The organism is Pseudarthrobacter sp. NPDC058362 (assembly GCF_042723515.1).
Lineage (GTDB): Bacteria > Actinomycetota > Actinomycetes > Actinomycetales > Micrococcaceae > Arthrobacter.
In genome coordinates, this window is the sequence record NZ_JBHXIW010000001.1 from 303,786 (window position 1) to 322,092 (window position 18,307).

Annotated in this window: 20 protein-coding genes; 12 read left to right on the forward strand and 8 right to left on the reverse strand. The window is 66.4% G+C overall.

Annotation, left to right across the window (positions count from 1 at the left end; genetic code table 11):
* Genes ACFWIX_RS01340 through ACFWIX_RS01355 form a run of 4 tightly spaced genes read right to left on the reverse strand, consistent with a single transcriptional unit; the run spans position 1 to position 1,756 of the window.
* Positions 1-339: a DUF202 domain-containing protein gene (locus ACFWIX_RS01340; RefSeq protein WP_377214313.1), complete on the reverse strand. Its 339-nt coding sequence runs from the start codon at positions 337-339 to the stop codon at positions 1-3.
* 6 nt (positions 340-345) lie between these two features.
* Positions 346-750, reverse strand: coding sequence for a YidH family protein (locus ACFWIX_RS01345; RefSeq protein WP_377214314.1), 405 nt, complete (start codon positions 748-750; stop codon positions 346-348).
* Between the two features lie 37 nt (positions 751-787).
* A complete protein-coding gene (locus tag ACFWIX_RS01350) occupies positions 788-1,147 on the reverse strand; it encodes a YnfA family protein (protein ID WP_377214315.1) in 360 nt (119 codons plus the stop codon).
* A 24-nt stretch (positions 1,148-1,171) separates the two neighbouring features.
* Positions 1,172-1,756 carry a hypothetical protein gene (locus ACFWIX_RS01355; RefSeq protein ID WP_377214316.1) on the reverse strand — a complete coding sequence of 195 codons (585 nt, stop codon included), beginning with the start codon at positions 1,754-1,756 and terminating at the stop codon, positions 1,172-1,174.
* A gap of 132 nt (positions 1,757-1,888) precedes the next feature.
* Between ACFWIX_RS01355 and ACFWIX_RS01360 the strand changes: the two genes are divergently transcribed.
* From ACFWIX_RS01360 to ACFWIX_RS01375, 4 genes are all read left to right on the forward strand, one after another.
* Positions 1,889-2,944 carry an LLM class flavin-dependent oxidoreductase gene (locus ACFWIX_RS01360; protein ID WP_377214317.1) on the forward strand — a complete coding sequence of 352 codons (1,056 nt, stop codon included), beginning with the start codon at positions 1,889-1,891 and terminating at the stop codon, positions 2,942-2,944.
* 104 nt (positions 2,945-3,048) lie between these two features.
* The gene (locus ACFWIX_RS01365; RefSeq protein ID WP_377214318.1) at positions 3,049-4,146 is read left to right on the forward strand and encodes a ferredoxin reductase; all 1,098 of its coding nucleotides are present in this window, start codon (positions 3,049-3,051) and stop codon (positions 4,144-4,146) included.
* Positions 4,147-4,159: 13 nt separating this feature from the next.
* Positions 4,160-5,320, forward strand: coding sequence for a fatty acid desaturase family protein (locus tag ACFWIX_RS01370; RefSeq protein WP_377214319.1), 1,161 nt, complete (start codon positions 4,160-4,162; stop codon positions 5,318-5,320).
* A gap of 40 nt (positions 5,321-5,360) precedes the next feature.
* Positions 5,361-6,197: an alpha/beta fold hydrolase gene (locus tag ACFWIX_RS01375; RefSeq protein ID WP_377214320.1), complete on the forward strand. Its 837-nt coding sequence runs from the start codon at positions 5,361-5,363 to the stop codon at positions 6,195-6,197.
* A gap of 14 nt (positions 6,198-6,211) precedes the next feature.
* Here ACFWIX_RS01375 and ACFWIX_RS01380 read toward each other — a convergent pair whose 3' ends face one another.
* The gene (locus ACFWIX_RS01380) at positions 6,212-6,955 is read right to left on the reverse strand and encodes an ANTAR domain-containing protein (protein WP_377214908.1); all 744 of its coding nucleotides are present in this window, start codon (positions 6,953-6,955) and stop codon (positions 6,212-6,214) included.
* A 306-nt stretch (positions 6,956-7,261) separates the two neighbouring features.
* Between ACFWIX_RS01380 and ACFWIX_RS01385 the strand changes: the two genes are divergently transcribed.
* From ACFWIX_RS01385 to ACFWIX_RS01395, 3 genes are all read left to right on the forward strand, one after another.
* Complete coding sequence (locus tag ACFWIX_RS01385) at positions 7,262-8,110, forward strand: NAD-dependent epimerase/dehydratase family protein (RefSeq protein WP_377214321.1); 849 nt, start codon at positions 7,262-7,264, stop codon at positions 8,108-8,110.
* Between the two features lie 110 nt (positions 8,111-8,220).
* The gene (locus ACFWIX_RS01390; RefSeq protein WP_377214322.1) at positions 8,221-10,095 is read left to right on the forward strand and encodes a S8 family serine peptidase; all 1,875 of its coding nucleotides are present in this window, start codon (positions 8,221-8,223) and stop codon (positions 10,093-10,095) included.
* A gap of 216 nt (positions 10,096-10,311) precedes the next feature.
* A complete protein-coding gene (locus ACFWIX_RS01395; protein ID WP_377214909.1) occupies positions 10,312-11,016 on the forward strand; it encodes a phosphatase PAP2 family protein in 705 nt (234 codons plus the stop codon).
* 41 nt (positions 11,017-11,057) lie between these two features.
* Here the strand turns inward: ACFWIX_RS01395 and ACFWIX_RS01400 are convergent, their stop codons facing one another.
* A complete protein-coding gene (locus tag ACFWIX_RS01400) occupies positions 11,058-11,375 on the reverse strand; it encodes a MerR family transcriptional regulator (protein ID WP_377214323.1) in 318 nt (105 codons plus the stop codon).
* Between the two features lie 136 nt (positions 11,376-11,511).
* Here ACFWIX_RS01400 and ACFWIX_RS01405 point away from each other — a divergent pair, with 136 nt between their 5' ends.
* From ACFWIX_RS01405 to ACFWIX_RS01420, 4 genes are all read left to right on the forward strand, one after another.
* Positions 11,512-11,937, forward strand: a complete 426-nt coding sequence (locus tag ACFWIX_RS01405) for an Hsp20/alpha crystallin family protein (protein WP_377214910.1) — start codon at positions 11,512-11,514, stop codon at positions 11,935-11,937.
* 72 nt (positions 11,938-12,009) lie between these two features.
* Complete coding sequence (locus ACFWIX_RS01410; protein WP_377214324.1) at positions 12,010-12,339, forward strand: J domain-containing protein; 330 nt, start codon at positions 12,010-12,012, stop codon at positions 12,337-12,339.
* A 50-nt stretch (positions 12,340-12,389) separates the two neighbouring features.
* Positions 12,390-12,767: a hypothetical protein gene (locus ACFWIX_RS01415; protein WP_377214325.1), complete on the forward strand. Its 378-nt coding sequence runs from the start codon at positions 12,390-12,392 to the stop codon at positions 12,765-12,767.
* A gap of 95 nt (positions 12,768-12,862) precedes the next feature.
* Positions 12,863-14,392, forward strand: coding sequence for a glycoside hydrolase family 1 protein (locus tag ACFWIX_RS01420; protein ID WP_377214326.1), 1,530 nt, complete (start codon positions 12,863-12,865; stop codon positions 14,390-14,392).
* Between the two features lie 9 nt (positions 14,393-14,401).
* Here the strand turns inward: ACFWIX_RS01420 and ACFWIX_RS01425 are convergent, their stop codons facing one another.
* Together ACFWIX_RS01425 and ACFWIX_RS01430 are read right to left on the reverse strand one after the other, a co-directional pair.
* Positions 14,402-15,541, reverse strand: a complete 1,140-nt coding sequence (locus ACFWIX_RS01425) for an App1 family protein (protein WP_377214327.1) — start codon at positions 15,539-15,541, stop codon at positions 14,402-14,404.
* An 88-nt stretch (positions 15,542-15,629) separates the two neighbouring features.
* Positions 15,630-16,361, reverse strand: a complete 732-nt coding sequence (locus ACFWIX_RS01430) for a DUF72 domain-containing protein (protein WP_377214328.1) — start codon at positions 16,359-16,361, stop codon at positions 15,630-15,632.
* Between the two features lie 62 nt (positions 16,362-16,423).
* On the opposite strand from ACFWIX_RS01430, the gene ACFWIX_RS01435 reads away from it, so the two are divergent.
* Positions 16,424-18,259 carry a glycoside hydrolase family 15 protein gene (locus ACFWIX_RS01435; protein WP_377214329.1) on the forward strand — a complete coding sequence of 612 codons (1,836 nt, stop codon included), beginning with the start codon at positions 16,424-16,426 and terminating at the stop codon, positions 18,257-18,259.
* The last annotated feature ends 48 nt before the right edge of the window (positions 18,260-18,307 follow it).

An 18,307-nucleotide genomic window follows, 5' to 3' on the forward strand; every position in this document is an offset into this window, starting at 1 on the left:
CTATCCGGCGAGGACGACGCCGATTCCCAGGGTTCCCAGCGCCACCCCGGCAAAAGCGGTCCACAGGACGGCGGAGACGTCTGCCTCCACGCTTTCGGACGCTATTCCTTGCGCGCGGTGGCTGTACCGGCGCCGCTGCGTCAGGTAGATGGCCAGCGCCGCAGCTGAGGAGACGGCGAACAACAGCAGGATGGGCAGCCCGTGGATCGGCAGCCAGCGGAGGAAGAACGCGCTCACGGTGGCCAGCGCCATCATGGTGCGGCCCCAGGCCAGGGCGGTCCGTTCCGGCTGGAGTCCGGGGTCACCGTGCAGGGTGGAGGCGGGGCGGTAGCGGGCCATTGGGTGTTAACGCCAGAGGACAAAAACCAGCACGACGGCGGCCGCCAGCGCGCCCGCCGCGGCCAACAGCGGCACGATGAGCGGCAGGGGGAGGGGCGCCTTATTGCGCATGCTCCGTTCCACGCGGAGCCAGCGTACCGCTGAGCCGCCGCTGAGCAGCATGCCCAGCAGGAGCAGCAGGATGGCGAGGCCCTTCCGGAGGGGCTCCAGGAACAGGTCGCCCGTGAAGGCCTCAATGGCGATGCCGCCGGCCAGGAGGGCGAGGGACGTCCGGATCCACGCAAGGAACGTCCGTTCGTTCGCCAGGGTGAAACGGGGGTCCGGTTCCTCGCCGCCGGGCAGCAGCCGCTGGGCGACTTTACCGCGCGATGGCGGAACGGGGGCGTGGGCGGGCGGCTCGCTGTTGGTCACGGTGCAAGTTTAGCCGGGGCGCTTATCAGGACTGCCGCTAGCCTGCGCTCCGCGGTGCGAACATGATGACGGCAACGCCCAGCAGGCAGATGACGGAGCCGGCCACGTCCCAGCGGTCGGGCCGGAAACCGTCGAACACCATGCCCCAGGCCAGTGACCCGGCAACGAACACGCCGCCGTAGGCCGCCAGGATCCGGCCGAAATGGGCGTCCGGCTGGAGGGTGGCCACGAATCCGTATGCCCCCAGGGCCAGGATGCCCAGGCCAGCCCACCACCAGTCCTTTCCTTCCCGTACCGATTGCCACACCAGCCAGGCCCCGCCGATTTCAGCCGCGGCGGCCAGAGCGAACAGCAAGACGATCCTGGAGGCGGTGAGAGCCTGGGCTAAGTTGTCCACCCAGCCATCATCCCAGCAGGAGGCCTACGGGTTGCCGATCATGACCGTCAGCGATGAGCCCTTGGCCTGCGAGATCACTCCGCTAGCGAAGGAAGGCGTCCCGGTGACCACGGCCTCCTGCGACGTTCCCCTGAGGCTGAACCGGTTGACGAACTGCCCGGGCAGGATGGTCCTGGAGTTGGTGCCTCCCCGCATGACAGGGCCAGTGCCCTGCCAGGTCAGGTCCAGGTAGATCTGGCTTCCATCGGAAAGCAGAACGGTGGCAACGGCGTGGACAAAGTCCTTATCGAAGGTGAAGACGTCGGTTGGAGCTGATCCATAAGCGGAGTAGTAGAACTCTTGGGTGCAGTCGTTGAAGCTGTATGTCGAATAGAACATGGTGCTTCCTTCCTCCGGGCTATAGCCGGCGCCGGCCATGACAGAAGTGAAGGTACAGCCGTCCGGGGACACCATGTCCGAGTAAGCCTCTGCGAACTGTGACCTGTAATCCACCCTGAATGTGGTGGCGGCCGACGCCGGCGAAGCCACGAGGAGGCCGCCGCTAAGGATTCCGAGCAGGGCCATAACCATGGCAGCGAAACGGACAGGCTGCAGGTTTTTCCGATGCATGACACACTTCTTTCCTGGATGGGAGGCCGCCCCACGCGGGGCGGATCCTGGAAGCGTCCCACACACTCAACAGGCGGCACAGAGTCTTTCGGCCCGGGGAATTCCCGCGCCGCCTGCCCTGTTGGGCCAGATATGAAGAACGTTGGTTTCCTTTCCTTCGGCCATTGGGGCCCCGGTCAGGGCTCGCGCACCCGGACGGCAGCGGACGCACTGCTCCAGGGCATCGAACTGTCGGTAGCCGCCGAAGAACTGGGCCTGGACGGTGCGTACTTCAGGGTGCACCACTTTGCGCGCCAGCAGGCGGCACCCTTTCCCCTGCTTTCCGCCATCGCAGCCCGGACCAGCCGGATCGAAATCGGCACCGGGGTCATCGACATGAGGTACGAGAATCCCTTATATATGGCCGAGGAAGCCGCCGCCACGGACCTGATCAGTGGCGGCAGGCTCCAGCTGGGCATCAGCCGGGGCTCACCTGAACCCGCCCTGCAGGGCGCGTCCGCGTTCGGATACCGGCCCCTGCCGGGGGAAACGGACGCTGACATGGCCCGCCGGCACGCAGGGGAGTTCCGGAATGCCATCGGCGGCGCCGGCGTGGCGCAGTCGGACCCGCGCTATGCGGGTGTTGCGACCGGACTGCTGCCCGTCCAGCCCCAGTCGCCCGGCCTGCGGGAGCGCATCTGGTGGGGCGCCGGGACTAGGAACACCGCCGTGTGGGCAGCGGAGCAGGGCATGAACCTGATGAGTTCCACCCTCCTGACCGAGGACACGGGAGTCCCCTTCCACGAACTCCAGGCCGAACAGATCCGACTCTTCCGCGAGGCCTGGACCGCCGCGGGCCACAAACACGCCCCGCGGGTGTCCGTCAGCCGCAGCGTGCTGCCCATCGTGGACGACCAGGACCGGCGGTACTTCGGTGGCAGCGCCCTGCGCGATACCCGGGACCAGGTAGGTGTCATCGACGGCCTGACCGCCCGGTTCGGCAAGAGTTACGTCGGAGAACCGGAAGCCCTGGCCAAACAACTTGCCGGCGATGCTGCCGTTCAGGCGGCAGATACCCTGCTGGTCACGGTCCCCAACCAGCTGGGAGTGGACTTCAACTCGAAGCTTTTGGGTAACATCATGGGTATACTAAGCATGCTTACGGAATACGACGGGGAACCATCCGCCCATGCCAGCCGTTACTCTTAGAGTGCGGCTGTGGGGGCTTAGCGCCACCATTTACAGTGTGACTGCGGAACGGTCATATGACGGAGAGAGAGAACTATGGCTCGCGCCGCATTAGGCTTGATCGCATGATCCGGTTACGGCAATTGGCCCAGGCGGCCACTGTGCTCACCACGCCCCTGGCGCCGGAGGACATCCTTGCACTGTTCAATCCGGTCTATTCCGCGCGCCAGCTGCGCGGCGTAGTCACGCGCGTGGTGCAGGAAACCGCCCAGTCCGCCACGATCTTTTTCCGCCCCGGCCGCGGCTGGAAGGCGCACCTTGCTGGCCAGTGGGCGCGCATCGGCGTCGAACTCGACGGGGTCCGCCACTGGCGCTCCTACTCGTTGAGCGCCCCTGCCGGCAAGGATCCGGCCATCACGGTGACTGACGTCGGCGCCGTCTCCGGCACCCTCGTCCGGACCACCAAACCGGGCGACGTATTGTTCCTCGCGCCGCCGCAGGGTGATTTCGTGCTCCCGGAACATCCCCGCCCGCTCCTGATGGTCACCGCCGGCAGCGGCATCACTCCGGTGATGTCCATGATCCGCACGCTGGTGCCACGACGCCCGGATGCCGACGTCGTGCTGGTCCACTCGGCCCGCAGCCCCGGCGACAGCCTCTTCCGGGAGGAACTTGCCGAGCTCGCGGACCAGTTCCCCAACTTCCGCCTGGCACACTGGTTCACCGGAGAACAGGGCCGGATGGACTTCTCCAACACCGAGCAGCTCGACGAGATCTGCCCGGACTGGAAGGAACGTGCTGCCTACGCCTGCGGTCCTGACAGCTTCCTGGATGACGCCGAAGCGCTCTGGAACCGGGTCGCACTCACCGCCGCCGGCGCCGGTACCGACCTCGCCGTCCCCGGTGAACCCGGGAACCTCATGATTGAACGGTTCAACACCACGTTCAACGCGGGCGTGGGACACGACGGCGGACTGGTCACCTTCGAGGCCTCGGACCGGGAAGTCGAGGCCGACGGCGATACTCCCCTTTTGGACATCGGCGAGGACGCCGGGGTGCTGATGCCCAGCGGCTGCCGGATGGGCATCTGCCACAGCTGCCTCACACCGTTGCTGGCCGGCCAGGTCCGCGACCTCCGCACCGGGGAAATCCATGGCGAACCCGGCCAACTGATTCAAACGTGTGTCTCGGCAGCCGCCGGACCCGTCAACCTCGAACTCTGAGGAGCATCAAGGTATGTCTGTCATTTCACCCTCCAAGCCAACACCCACGCGCGCCCGCCCCGGCAAGCTCGCCGAATCGGGCAGCCCCACGGTCCGTCCTCCCGCCGCCGCGCACCTCACCGACGAGCAGGTGGCGGAGCTGGGCCGCGAGCTCGACGCAATCCGCGACGAGGTCCTTGCCAAGCGCGGCGCAGAAGACGCCGCCTACATTCGCCGCGTGATCAAAGTCCAGCGGGCCCTGGAGATCTCCGGCCGCGCCGCGCTGCTGGTCAGCAAGAACAAGGCCGCCTGGGTCACCGGAACCACGCTGCTGAGCCTGGCCAAGATCCTGGAAAACATGGAGATCGGGCACAATGTGCTCCACGGCCAATGGGACTGGATGCGGGATCCCGACATCCACTCCACTACGTGGGAGTGGGACTTCGTCACGCCCTCACGCTCCTGGCAGCACACCCACAACGACCTCCACCACCGCTGGACCAACGTCGTGGGCAAGGACAACGACGTCGGATACAACCTCCTGCGTATGGACGAGAACCAGCCGTGGAAGCCGATGAACCTCGGCAACCCCCTGTACAACGCCATTTTGGCGCCCTTTTTCGAGTGGGGCATCGCCATCTACGACCTTGAGCTCACGGAGTTCAAGGAAGGCACGAAGTCCAAGGAAGCGCTGCTTAAGGACCTCAAGGCCCTCGGCAAGAAGGTTGTCACCCAGTTCACGAAGGACTATGCCGCGACCCCGGCCGTTGCCATGCTCACCGGCTCCGGCAAGCAGGCACTCTACGGCACCATCACGGCCAACGCCGTGCGGAACGTGTGGGCCCACGCGGTGATCTTCTGCGGCCACTTTCCCGAAGGTACTGACACCTTCACGGAGGAAATGGCCGAAGGCGAAACCCGCGGCGACTGGTACATCCGCCAGATGATCGGTTCCGCCAACATCTCCGGGTCGAAGTTCATGCACATCATGACGGGCAACCTTTCGCACCAGATTGAGCACCACCTCTTCCCGGACCTGCCCTCCAACCGGTACGCCGAGGTGGCGCCCAAGGTCCGGGAAATCTGCCAGCGGTACGGTCTGAGCTACACCACCGGGCCGCTGCTGAAGCAGGTCGGCTCCACCTGGGGCAAAATTTTCCGGCTGGCACTGCCCGGCAAGGCAGCCAAGGCCTGATCCGGAGGGCACCGATACCAGTCGAGAAAGGACCGAAGCGATGGCATACATCACCGTAGGAACTGAAAACAGCACTGACATCGAGCTCTATTACGAGGACCACGGCACCGGGCAGCCGGTGGTACTGATCCACGGCTACCCGCTGGACGGTTCGTCCTGGGAGAAACAGACGGCCGCCCTGCTCTCGGCCGGCTACAGGGTCATCACCTATGACCGCCGCGGTTTCGGCAAGTCGGGCAAACCCACTGTGGGCTATGACTACGACACCTTCGCCGCGGACCTCAAGGTTCTCCTGGACACCCTGGACCTGAACGACACCGTCCTGGTGGGCTTTTCCATGGGAACCGGCGAGGTGGCCCGCTACCTCTCCACCTACGGTTCAGGCCGCGTGGCCCGTGCCGCCTTCCTTGGGTCGCTGGAACCGTTCCTGCTGAAGACCGGCGACAACCCGGACGGTGTCCCGCAGGAAGTGTTCGACGGGCTGATGGAGGCCGTCACGGCGGACCGGTACGCGTTCTTCACGGAGTTCTTCAAGAATTTCTACAACGCGGACACGTTCCTGGGAACGCCGCGGCTCAGCCAGGAAGCGGTCAACGCCAGCTGGAACCTGGCTGCTTCCTCCGGCGCCACCGCGTCCGTGGCCGCCCAGCCCACCTGGCTCACGGACTTCCGGAAGGACATTCCCAAGATCGACGTCCCTGCCCTGATCCTGCACGGCACCGCGGACAACATCCTTCCCATCGAAACGACGGGGCGGCTCTTCGCCAAGGCCCTGCCCGCAGCGGAGTACGTCGAGATCGAGGGTGCGCCGCACGGGCTCCTCTGGACGCACGCCGCCGAGGTCAACGAGGCGCTGCTCGCTTTCCTGGCCAAGTAGCAGGCGCCGGCCCGCTACCCGTCGTAGTGGGTGCGGGCCGGTCCCTGGCCCAAGGAATTGACCACGGCGGCAGCCACGTCATGCAGTTTGGAATTCCGGGTGCTGGACGCCGTCCTGAGGATCTCAAACGCGTCGCTCTGGCTGCAGCGGTTCTGGGCCATGATGATGCCTACCGCCATGTCGATCACCGTACGCGTCTCCAGGGTGGCCCGGAGGTTTGCTGCGGTTTCGCTGTAATGGGCGAACCTGACGGCCAGGCGCAGTGCCAGGGAAGCCTGGGTCACGAAGTCTTCGGCAATGTCCAGGACTCGGCCGGCAAAGCGGTGGGGGCGTCCCGAATACAGCAGCAGGGCAGCCTTGGTTTCGCCTTCGAGTTCGAAGGGGATCGCCACCACGGAGCGCACGCCTTGGGCCAGGACTGCCTCGGCGTAGTCCGGCCATTCTGTTTGCTGCTCCAGGTCCCGGACATGGACGGTTTCCCGGGAATCGGCTGCCGACAGGCTGGGCGTGCGGCTGAACTGGTATTCGAGCTCACCGACAGCCTTGGCGTCATGGCTGCTGCTGGCGACCGTGGCAGCTTTCCGCTGGCGAAGCAGGGTGATGGCACAGAGCATCTCGTCGCCGGGCTCGGTGAGGTTGCGGGCAGACACCTGCGCGAGTTCGTTAAGGAAGTCCTCAACGTCGGAGCTGTTGAGGACCAGTTCGTGCAGGTGTTCGGTGATGGAGGTTTCGGTTTTAGCTGTTGACTCGCTGGCCACGATTATTAGTGCCATTCGCTCAGGTCAAAACGAGCCGGCAACACACAGCCGTCCCGCCGTCAGGCCGGGATGCGGTGGAGGTCGCTGGATTGACGCGCTTTCCAACGGCCTGCTGCTAAACCGATATGCATGAGTATATACATCCCCGGGAGTGCGCCGGTGTCATCATGACGCGCCCATCCAGGGCCGCGCAGGGGCGCCCTGGCAGGTAGTCTCGGTGTACGCGGACGGGGCCCGCCGCCGTCGTAATTCGATGCCGGTTCCGCCTGCGCGGAACCGGACGCACGCCCGAACGGAAGGACACCGATGAAGATCGCAGTAACCGGAGGCAGTGGCAAGCTCGGACGGCACGTGGTGCACAGGCTGATCGAGGACGGGCACCAGGTACTCAACCTGGACCGGGCCGGCAGCCGCAGTCCCGGCCTGGTCGTGGTGGACCTTCGCGATTACGGCCAGGTGGTGGACGCTCTGCTGGGCGTGGATGACCGGCATACCGGGTTCGACGCCGTCGTGCACTTGGGTGCCATTCCGGCGCCGGGCCTCCTTCCGGATGCCGCGACGTTCGAGAACAACATGCTCTCCACCTACAACGTGTTCCAGGCAGCGCGGCGCGCCGGGATCAAAAAGGTGGTGTACGCCTCCAGCGAGACGGTGCTCGGGCTGCCGTTCGACATCGACCCTCCCTACATTCCTGTCGACGAGGAGTACCCTGCCCGCCCCGAAAGCACCTACTCCCTGGTGAAGCACCTCGAGGAACAGATGGCCGTTGAGCTGACCCGCTGGGACCCGGAGCTAAGCATCGTTGCCCTGCGCTTCTCGAACGTCATGGACGTGGAGGACTACAGGGAATTCCCGTCCTTCGACGCCGACGCCACGCTCCGCAAGTGGAACTTGTGGGGCTATATTGACGGCCGGGACGGGGCACAGGCCGTGGCCCGGGCGCTGGAGAACGGAAAGCCCGGATTTGAGGCGTTCATTGTCGCCAACGCGGACACGGTGATGAGCCGCTCCAGCGCCAGCCTCGCGGCGGAAGTATTTCCGGCGGTGAAGGTCACCCGCGAACTCGGCGAGCACGAGACCATGCTGGCGATCGACAAGGCCCGGCGTCTGCTGGGCTTTGAGCCCCAGCACTCCTGGCGGGACCACCAGGGCTAAGCCCGGCAGATCCGCAGGGGGCGCAGCGGGCGCCAAAGGTTGGCACAGGATCGTGCAAGGAGCGGGCCCGGGCGGGTGGCCCGTTCCTATCCTTTTTGTAGCGGGGTTATGTGACCGCTTCCCACGTCCGACATTGCCACCCCAAGGATCCTCCGATTCGCATCTTCCCCTTCGCCCGCAAAGCCCTTGCTGTGGCCGTTCCGGCCCTCGCGCTCGTCACCGTTTCCGTACCGGCCCAGGCCGCTCCTGCGGCAGATCCTGCACCGGCCGGCCGCTATATTGTCCAATACACGCCGGGGGCCGATGTGGCCGCCGAAGCTGCCGGGCTCAAGGCCCAGGGGTTGGCAGTGGGCCGGACCTTTGCCCACGCCTTCCGCGGCGCCGTGGTAACCGCCACCCCGGCCCAGGCTGCAGCCCTGGCGCGCTCCGGCCGGGTGCTGTCAGTGGAAGCGGATGCCCGGGTGAGCGCCACCGAGTCGCAGCAGCCGTCCCCGTGGGGCCTGGACCGGCTGGACCAGCGGGCCCTTCCGCTCTCGGGCTCCTACACCTGGACCGCTTCCGGTTCCGGCGTGAAGGCCTACGTCGTGGACACCGGCATCCTGGCGTCCCACTCGGAGTTCGGCGGCCGGGTGGCCGGAGGCTGGACAGCAGTGGCCGACGGACGCGGGACCGGTGACTGCAACGGCCATGGCACACACGTTGCGGGCACGGTTGCCGGCGCCACCTACGGCGTGGCAAAGGGCGCCACAGTGGTTCCCGTCCGCGTCTTGGACTGCAACGGGTCCGGCTATAACTCCGATGTTGTGGCCGGCCTGGACTGGATCGCGGCCAACCATGCCGCCGGCGAGCCCGCCGTTGCCAACCTCAGCCTGGGCGGCGGCACCAGCACCGCGGTGGATTCCGCCGTGCAGGGAGTCATCAATGATGGCGTCACTGCGGTGGTGGCCGCCGGCAACTCTGCCGTCGACGCCTGCGGCAGTTCCCCCGCCCGGGTGGCGGCCGCGGTGACCGTGGCCGCCAGCGACTCCGCCGACCGGCAGGCGTCCTTCTCCAACTACGGTTCCTGCGTCGACCTGTACGCGCCCGGGGTTGCCATTGCTTCCGCCTCCTACACCTCCACTACCGCCGCGGCCTCCATGTCGGGGACATCCATGGCAGCACCCCACGCCGCCGGCGCAGCCGCGGTCCTGCTCGCGCAGAACCCCGCGTTTACTCCTGCGCAGGTCGCCGGATCACTGAACGCCAACGCGACGGCGGGAGCCATCACGGGCAGCAGCGCCGGCACGCCGAACCGTCTCCTGTATTCACCGCCCGCGGAGGCAGCGCCTGCTGCTCCCTCCGCACCTGCACCCACCGTCACGGCCGTGGGCCCTGCCGCCAAGTCCACGGGGGTGGTGCCGGGTGCCAATGTCACGGCAACCTTCAGCACCGGTGTGCAGGGTGTTGGATCTTCCACTTTCGTGCTCAGGACCGCTGCCGGGACCACGGTGCCGGCAACTGTGTCCTACAACCCGACCACACGGACCGCGGTCCTGGACCCCACGTCCAGCCTGGCCGCCGACACCATGTACACCGCCACGCTGGTGGGCGGCAGCGCAGCCATCCGGGACACCGCGGGGACGCCGCTGGCGACCGCCAGCTGGACGTTCCTGACGGGCCCGGCTCCGGTGATCACGGGCTTTGCACCGGGAAGCAACGCACTCCTGGTCAAGCGGGGCAGCAACATCACGGTGACGTTCAGCGAGGCGGTCCAGGGTGTTGGAACCGGGACCTTTACGGTAAAGAATGCCTCCACCGGTGCGACGGTTTCTGCCCGGGTATTCCGCAACGGGACTACCAACCAATGGATCCTGGATCCCAGCCTGGCTCTGGCCAAGAAGACGAAGTACACGGTGACGCTCACCGGCGGAACTGCCGGCATCCGCGACCTGGCCGGGAATGCGCTTGCTTCCAAAACCTGGCAGTTCACCACGGGTTCGTTCTAGCTGTGCTGCCCAGGAAACGGGCCGTCGCCACCCAGCCGCCCGTCCAATGCGGCGGGACCAAACATGCTGAGTCGGGATAGTCTTCACTCAGCAAATCTTCGGCGTACGGACGGGCACAACACAGTGGGACAGCACCAGACAACAGCATCCGGCACCAACGGAAAAGGCGGCAGATGGCGCGCCTTCCATGACAAGTTCGTCGTGGAGGAGCGCTACATGGACCCCGAGGACCGGAGGAGCCTCTACCGGACCGCAGCGACGCTGGCGGCTACCGGGGTGGTGCTCTTCATTGCAACGTTGATCAGCGTGGTGCAGGCCGACGGGCTCTCCGCCGCTGACGTTCCCGTCCGGGACTGGCTCCTGACGCTCCGGTCAGACACGCTCACGGCCGTGATGATCTTCCTGGCCATCGTCTTTGGCCCCATCGCGCTCCCCATCATCGTCCTGGTGGTGAACGTGGCCTGGGGGTTCCTGGCCAAGCATGCCTGGCGGCCCATCCTGTTGGCCGGGGCCATGCTCACCGGCGTCATCGTCTCGCAGATCATCCTGCACATCGTCCGGCGCTCACGGCCGCCGGTGGAGCAGATGCTCTTCGGTATCGACCACACGTTTTCGTTCCCGTCCGGCCATGTCCTGGGCGCCTGCGACTTCCTGCTGGTGGGCACGTTCCTGATCTTCTCGCGGCGCAAGAACAGCCGCGCGGCAGTGTTCGGTTTCATCGGAGCGGGTGTGGGCATCATTCTCGCAGCGCTGAGCCGGCTATACCTGGGCTACCACTGGCTGAGCGACACCCTGGCCTCGCTCTCGCTGTCGCTGGTGATCCTGGGCGCAGTCATCGCCCTGGACACGTGGCGCACCGCGCGCATCCCGGGCGAGCGGATCACCGGCGAGCTGTCCACGGCGGAAACGCCGAACGACTGACCCGGCCACCCGCCGTCGTCCGCGTCCTTCGTGCGGCCTCGCTATTTCTGCTGCTGCGACCGGACCCGCTTCAGCGCCCGGTGGAGCCTCGAGTTTGCCTCCTCAAGCTCCAACACCTTGGCCACGCCGGCCAGGTTCAGACCCTGGTCCAGGAGTTCGCCGATGCGCAGGAGCACCGCCACGTCGTCGTCGCTGTACTGGCGGGTGCCTCCCGATGTGCGCGACGGTGTCAGCAGGCCCTTTGTCTCGTAGAGCCTGATGTTCTGCTGCCCCGTGCCCGCGAGCTTGGCGGCGACGGAAATGGCATAAACGGCGTGCCCGGGGGCGGGTCGGCCGGCGCGGCCGTGTTCGTCTGCCATGGGGTCTCCAGAAATTGAGCGGGCTATTGCTTCAGTTTCCCACGGGTGCTATAAAAAATCTATATCCATCACCATAGATTACGGGCGTGGATATGGCTTAGATCCAACACCCTAGAAGCTGAAGGAGTGGGAAATGATGTTGATGCGGACGGACCCGTTCCGTGAGCTGGACCGGCTCACGCAGCAGGTCTTCGGAACGGCCGCCCGGCCGGCGGCCATGCCCATGGACGCCTGGCAGGAGAACGGCCAGTTCGTGGTGGCGTTCGACCTTCCGGGTGTCAAGCTGGACACGCTCGACCTCAATGTCGAACGCAACGTCCTGACCGTGCGGGCAGAGCGCCAGGATCCAACGCAGCCCAACGTGGAACTGGTGGCCTCGGAGCGGCCGCGCGGCGTCTTCAGCCGGCAGCTGATCCTCGGCGACACCCTGGACACGGACAACATCAAGGCCAGCTACGACCAGGGCGTGCTGACCCTGCGCATTCCGGTGGCCGAGAAGGCCAAGCCGCGCAAGATCGAGATCGAAACCCAGCAGGACCAGATGCAGGAGATCAACAAATAGCCACGACGCTCCGGACACGGGCCGCCCCCGGTGCCCGCGCCCGGAGCGCCCGTAGCTTCCCGGGGAGTTTCCATGACCTCCGATCCTGACCACTACGCCGTACTGGGAGTCCGGCGGGACGCGGGCGCTCAGGAAATCTCACGTGCCTACCGTGCGCTCATGCGCAGCCACCACCCTGACATGGACCACGGACCGGTGCCGGAAGACGAGCTGTTGCGGATCATGCAGGCGTTCAACGTGCTCCGCGATCCGCAGCGCCGCGCAGCCTACGACAGGCAACTGGCGGCCCCGGAGGGCACGGCTATCCCGGTGCGCAAGGCGCAGCCGCGGCCGGATGCCGGATCTTCCGGTCCCGTTCTCAGGGTGACACCCGTCCGCTGGGAAAGCGGCCCCTGGTCCTAGCGGGCCCCGGAGGACCACAACCAATCAACCGCAAGGAGGCGGAGAGTCGAATGAGCGAATGGCGACGCTACGATACACCCCTGATCCCGGCATTCCACGAGCGTTTCGAGCAGCGGTGGGGTGAGGGGACGGCCCCGTTCCTGGATCCGGAGGCGCATGAGCAGCCCCTGCCGCGGGCCCAGTGGATCAACCCTGCCACCGGAGCTGCCCTGGCTGTGGTGCCCGTGTGGAGCAGCGATGAACGCCAGCAGCGCTCCTTCGGCGTCTTCTATCTTCCCCCGGCCGGGGACATCTGGGTCCTGCGGCCGGGCTACACGGGCTACCTTGAACCGGCCGACGGCGAGACCGAGCACCTGGTGACGCTGCGGAATGACGCCTTCCGCAAGGCAGTGGCGCACGCCAAAGAGTTCCTCTTCGGATCGCAGTAGGGACCGTGGTACGGCGGACGGGCAAATACTCGTCAGGGACCGCCCGCTGTGCCATTCTGGGACGTACCTGTCCAGCCGTCACAAGGGGCCCGCCCATGCACATCACCGCCAAGGACCTCGCCGCCATCATCCCGCCGGGGTTCACCCTCGGTGTGGCCACGGCGGCGTTCCAGATCGAAGGGGCCCTTGATGAAGATGGCCGCGGTCCGGCGGGATGGGATGTCTTTGCCGCCAGGCCAGGTGCCATCGTGGAGAACCACAGCCCCGCCATAGCCTGCGACCATTACCACCGCATGCCGGAGGACGTGGCGCTCATGAAGCAGCTGGGCGTGGACTCCTACCGGTTCTCATTCGCCTGGCCGCGGATCCAGCCCAAAGGCAGGGGAGCGGTTAACCAGGCCGGCCTGGACTTCTACGACCGGCTCCTGGACGAGCTCCTGGCCAATGAAATCTCGCCCATGGCCACCATCTACCACTGGGACACACCGCTTCCCCTCGATGAGGAGGGCGGCTGGCTCAACCGGGACATGGCCCACCGGCTGGCCGAATACGCCGGCATCCTGGCGGAGGCCTTCGGTGACAGGGTGGCGCGGTGGGTAACGATTAATGAACCCGCCACGGTGAGTGCGAACGGCTATGCGTTCGGATTGCACTCACCCGGGAAAGAGCTTGCCCTGGGCGCTTTTCCCACCGTGCACCACCAGTTGTTGGGGCACGGCCTCGCAGTGCAGGCCCTCCGCGCCGTCGGAGTGCCTGGCGAGATCGGCATGACCAACGTCTACTCGCCGATGGTGCCCAACTCCATCAACCCGCTGGACCGGGTCAGCGCAGGCCTGATGGACCTTGCGCAGAACCGGCTCTACGCGGACCCCGTGCTGACGGGGAAATACCCGGACCTGATTCGGGCGGCCAAATTCTTCAGCACCTTTGAACACCCTGACGAGGACATGGAGACCATCTCGCAGCCCCTGGACTTCTACGGGCTGAATTACTACATGCCCACCAAGGTGGCGGCAGGCCCGGGCGGCGGAGCAGTGCCGGCCAGCATGGCAGAAGCCATGGGCAGCGACCTCAGCGCCGCCGGCAACGGCGGAACCCCCTTCCACGTGGAAACGTGGCCGGAAGCGGACATCACGGCGTACGGCTGGCCGGTAAAGCCGGAGTACATGGCTGTGGCGCTGAAGGAGATGGGGGAGCGCTACCCCAATCTTCCGCCGGTGATCCTGACCGAGGGCGGCGCAAGCTTCGAGGACATCATTGTCCGCGACAAGTCGACCAATACCCGGTTCATCCCGGACGAGCGCCGGCTCAAGTACCTCTCGGACCACCTGGAGACCGCGCTGCGGGCCACGGCTCCTGGCGGCATGGCCGAATCGGTGGACCTGCGCGGCTACTACGTCTGGTCACTGATGGACAACTTCGAATGGTCCGCCGGCTACAACCAGCCCTTCGGACTCGTGCACCTGGATCACGAGACGCTCGAGCGCACGCCGAAGGCGTCCTATTTCTGGCTCCAGGAACTCATCGAGGAACGTGACCTCGCCGCCGAGGCGACTGCCGCCGTCGTCCGCGCTGTTGCAGGTGACGAAGCGGCAGGTGAGGTAGCCGCGACGGCGCAGGGCTAGCCAGGCTAGCTAGAGCAGGTCAAGGGCGGTCAGCTGTTTGGCCATCCCGGCGCCGTCCGGAGAGTAGATCCACGGCACCTTGGAGGCGGTATGGTCGCCGTCCTCGGAGTGGCCGCCAGCGAACACGGATTCGCTGATGGACAGCTGGCGGATGGCGATGGCGGCCACCTTGTCCGGGTACTGTGCCGCAAAGCCGGAGTAGATGGCCTCGTCGTGCTGGCCGTTGTCGCCGATCAGGAGCCACTGCATGTCCGGGAACTCACGGGAAAGCCGCTCCAGGTTCTTGTGCTTGTGGTCCTGGCCGCTGCGGAACCAGCGGTCCTGGGTCAGGCCCCAGTCGGTGAGCAGGAGGGCGCCGGCGGGGTACATGTTCCGGTTCAGGAAACGGGCCAGGGTGGGGGCGGCGTTCCAGGGGCCGGTGGACAGGTAGATGACCGGTGCGTCCGGGTGCTCAATGGTGAGCCGGTCCAGCAGGACGGCCATGCCGGGGGTCGCCATCCGGGCACGCTCACTGAGGACGAATGTGTTCCACAGCGCCAGGAAGGGCCGGGGCAGGGCGGTGACCATCACGGTGTCGTCGATGTCCGAAACAATGCCGAACTTTACGTCCGGCGCGATCACCCGGACCAGGGCTTCCGCGGGTTCGGTGCCGGCGGCCTGCAGGACTGCGGTGTGCAGCCCTGGTTGCAGCCGGACGTCGACCTCGGTATCGATCAGCCCGCCCCGGTCTGCCTGCACCTTGGTGACGACGTCCCCGATGGTGATGGTGACGTCGGTGAACTGGACCGGGACGCTGGTAAAGGCGCGCCAGCCCCGGACGTTCTGCGTTCCGTTCAGGGCGGCGTGTTCGGCGCGGCTTCCCGGCTGCGGCTTCCGGGTCAGCAGGACCCGGCCCAGGATGCGCACGCGCGTGGTGGATCCGTAGCCCTGATAGGCGATGGTCTGCGGCTCGAACTTCCAGCGTTTGGCGAGCCGGACGCGAAGGGCGTTGACGGCGTCGGAAGTCCGGTGTGCGAGCCGGAACACCTGGTTGCCGGAGATTGCGCGGGGGTCCAGGCCAGCATCGAAGGCCGCCTCGGCGGCGGGGGGAAGCGCCTGGGGCGCATCCTGCGGGTGGTCCTGCGACGGTTTCTGGGGAGCCGTATCCATGCCACCACTCTGCCACAGCGAGGCGATCTGCGCCGCTGGCTCCCCCGCTGGCTGCGGGCGGACTGCGGCCGTTGCCTCCGCGCCCCGCTCAACCCGCGCCGAGGATGCCCCGCAGGGTCCGGGCATTCCGCACAGCGTTGCCGCCGCCGTCGTTATTGAAATAGGCGTACACGTCCACGCCCTGGCTGGACCATTCGCGGATGCGTTCAGCCCACCAGTGCAGGTCCGCGTCCGAATAGGAACCGCCGTACAGGTGCTCGTGGTCCGGTCCGTGCAGCCGGACGTAGGCGAATGGTGCCGTGATGCGCAGGGTGCAGGGCAGGTTGGCGCCGCTCATGACGCAGTAGGCGGCCTGCCGCCGTTCAAGCAGTCGGAACACTTCCGGGTCCTCCCAGCTGGGGTGCCGGAATTCCACCGCCACCCGGACCCACGGAGGGACGGCGGCCAGGAAGTAGTCCAGCCGGGCGTCGTCGCGGGCCATCTGCGGTGGCAACTGGACCAGGAGCACGGCTCGCTTGTCGCCGAGTTCATGCCAGCACCGGCTGATCCGCTCCAGCCACACCTCCGGCGCGTACAACTTCCTGGCGTGGGTAAGGCCGCGGGGAGCCTTGACGGACATGGCAAAGCCGGGCGGCAGCCGCCGGTTCCAGCTGGCGAAGGAGGTCTCCCGGGGCCAACGATAGAAGCTCGCGTTCAGTTCCACGCTGCTGAATTCGGCAACGTAGCAGGCCAGCCGTTCGCGGCCGGGCAGGCCCGGCGGGTATAGGACGTTTTCCCAATGGTCGTAGCTCCAGCCGGAGGTACCGAAATGGACTCCCACCCCAGCAGGCTACACCCGCCGGGGTTCCTGCCAATTCCGCGCCCGTGTGGCAATGTTGGTCCATGGCGCGCATTGAGGATTATGCGGTGATCGGGGACCTTCAGACCGGCGCGCTGGTCAGCACGGAAGGCTCCATCGACTGGCTTTGCCTGCCGCGCTTCGACTCGCCGGCATGCTTCAGCGCCCTCGTGGACACGCCCGACGCCGGCCGCTGGCTCATCGCTCCCGAAGGCGCCGGACCGTGTACCCGGCGGCAGTACCGGGACGGCAGCTTGGTGCTGGAAACCGAGTGGGAGACTCCCGAGGGTGCCGTCCGGGTCATCGACTTCATGCCGCCGAGGGACCGCGTTGCGGACGTGGTGCGCATAGTTGAGGGCGTCACCGGAACCGTGCGGATGCGCTCGGAGCTGGTGCTGCGCTTCGATTACGGGCACATCGTTCCGTGGGTGCGGCGGGACGAGTTCGGCCTGCACGCCATCGCCGGGCCGGACGCCGTCTACTTTGCCACCCCTGCCCCATTGCGCGGCGAAAACATGCATACCACCAGCGAGTTCACCGTCAGTGCGGGCGAACGCGTCCCGTTCGTGCTCACCTGGGCGCCCAGCCATGTGGGGCGGCCGCAGACCGTGGACGCGGAAGAGGTACTTGGCACCACCTACGCCTTCTGGCGCGGCTGGGCATCCCAGTGCGCGGTCAAGGGCAAATACCAGGATGCCGTCGTCCGGTCCCTGGTCACCCTGAAGGCCCTCACGTACGGTCCTACGGGCGGCATTGTTGCCGCCGTGACCACGTCGCTCCCGGAGCAGCTGGGCGGGTCCCGCAACTGGGATTACCGCTTTTGCTGGCTTCGGGACGCCGCGATGACCCTCCAGGCGCTGCTGGCGGCGGGCTACACGAAGGAAGCCGGGGCCTGGCGGGACTGGCTCCTCCGGGCAGTGGCCGGCGACCCCGCCGACCTCCAGATCATGTACGGCATCCACGGCGAACGCCGGCTGCCGGAGATCGAGCTGCCCTGGCTGCGCGGCTATGAGGGGTCCGGCCCGGTGCGGATCGGCAACGGTGCGGTGGACCAGCTGCAACTGGACGTGTGGGGCGAGGTGCTGGACTGCCTCGCGCTGACGCGGAATTCGCTGCTGAAGCACACGGACGAGGCCTGGGACCTCCAGGTGGTCCTGATGCAGCACCTGGAAACCATCTGGGACAAGCCGGACAACGGGCTCTGGGAGATGCGCGGGCCGCGGCGCCACTTCACCCATTCAAAAGTGATGGCCTGGGTTGCGGCAGACCGGATGGTCAAAGGCGTCCGTGAGTCCGGGCTGCCCGGGCCGGTGGAACGCTGGGAGGCGCTGCGGGACACCATCCACGCGGACGTGATGGCCAACGGTTTCGACCCGGTACGCAACACCTTTACCCAGTCATACGGCCGGCCTGAACTGGACGCCAGCCTACTGCTTATTCCCAAGGTGGGATTCCTGCCGCCGGACGATCCGCGTGTGGTGGGCACGATTGACGCGATCCAGCGGGAACTGACGGAAGACGGTTTCGTCCTCCGGTACCGGCCGGCGGAGAGCGACGACGGCCTGCCGGGTGACGAGGGTGTCTTCCTTGCGTGCTCCTTCTGGCTGGTGGAGGCGCTGCTGGGTGCCGGCCGGCACGAGGAGTCACGCGAGTTGTTCGAGCGGCTCCTGGAACTGCGCAACGACGTCGGGCTCCTCAGCGAGGAGTGGGGTGTGCGTGCCAGCCGGCAGTTGGGCAACACTCCCCAGGCTTTTAGTCACTTCGCGCTTGTGACTAGCGCGCTGGAGCTCTATCAGGATACGGTGCGCCGGAGCGATACCCCGATTCCTCCGGAGGGTAGGCCGGAGGGGCAGGACGCCCCGGAACGCCGGGAAATCTGAGAGCGAGCTTTTCCTTCCCAGGATAAGTAAGTAAACTTACTAATACTC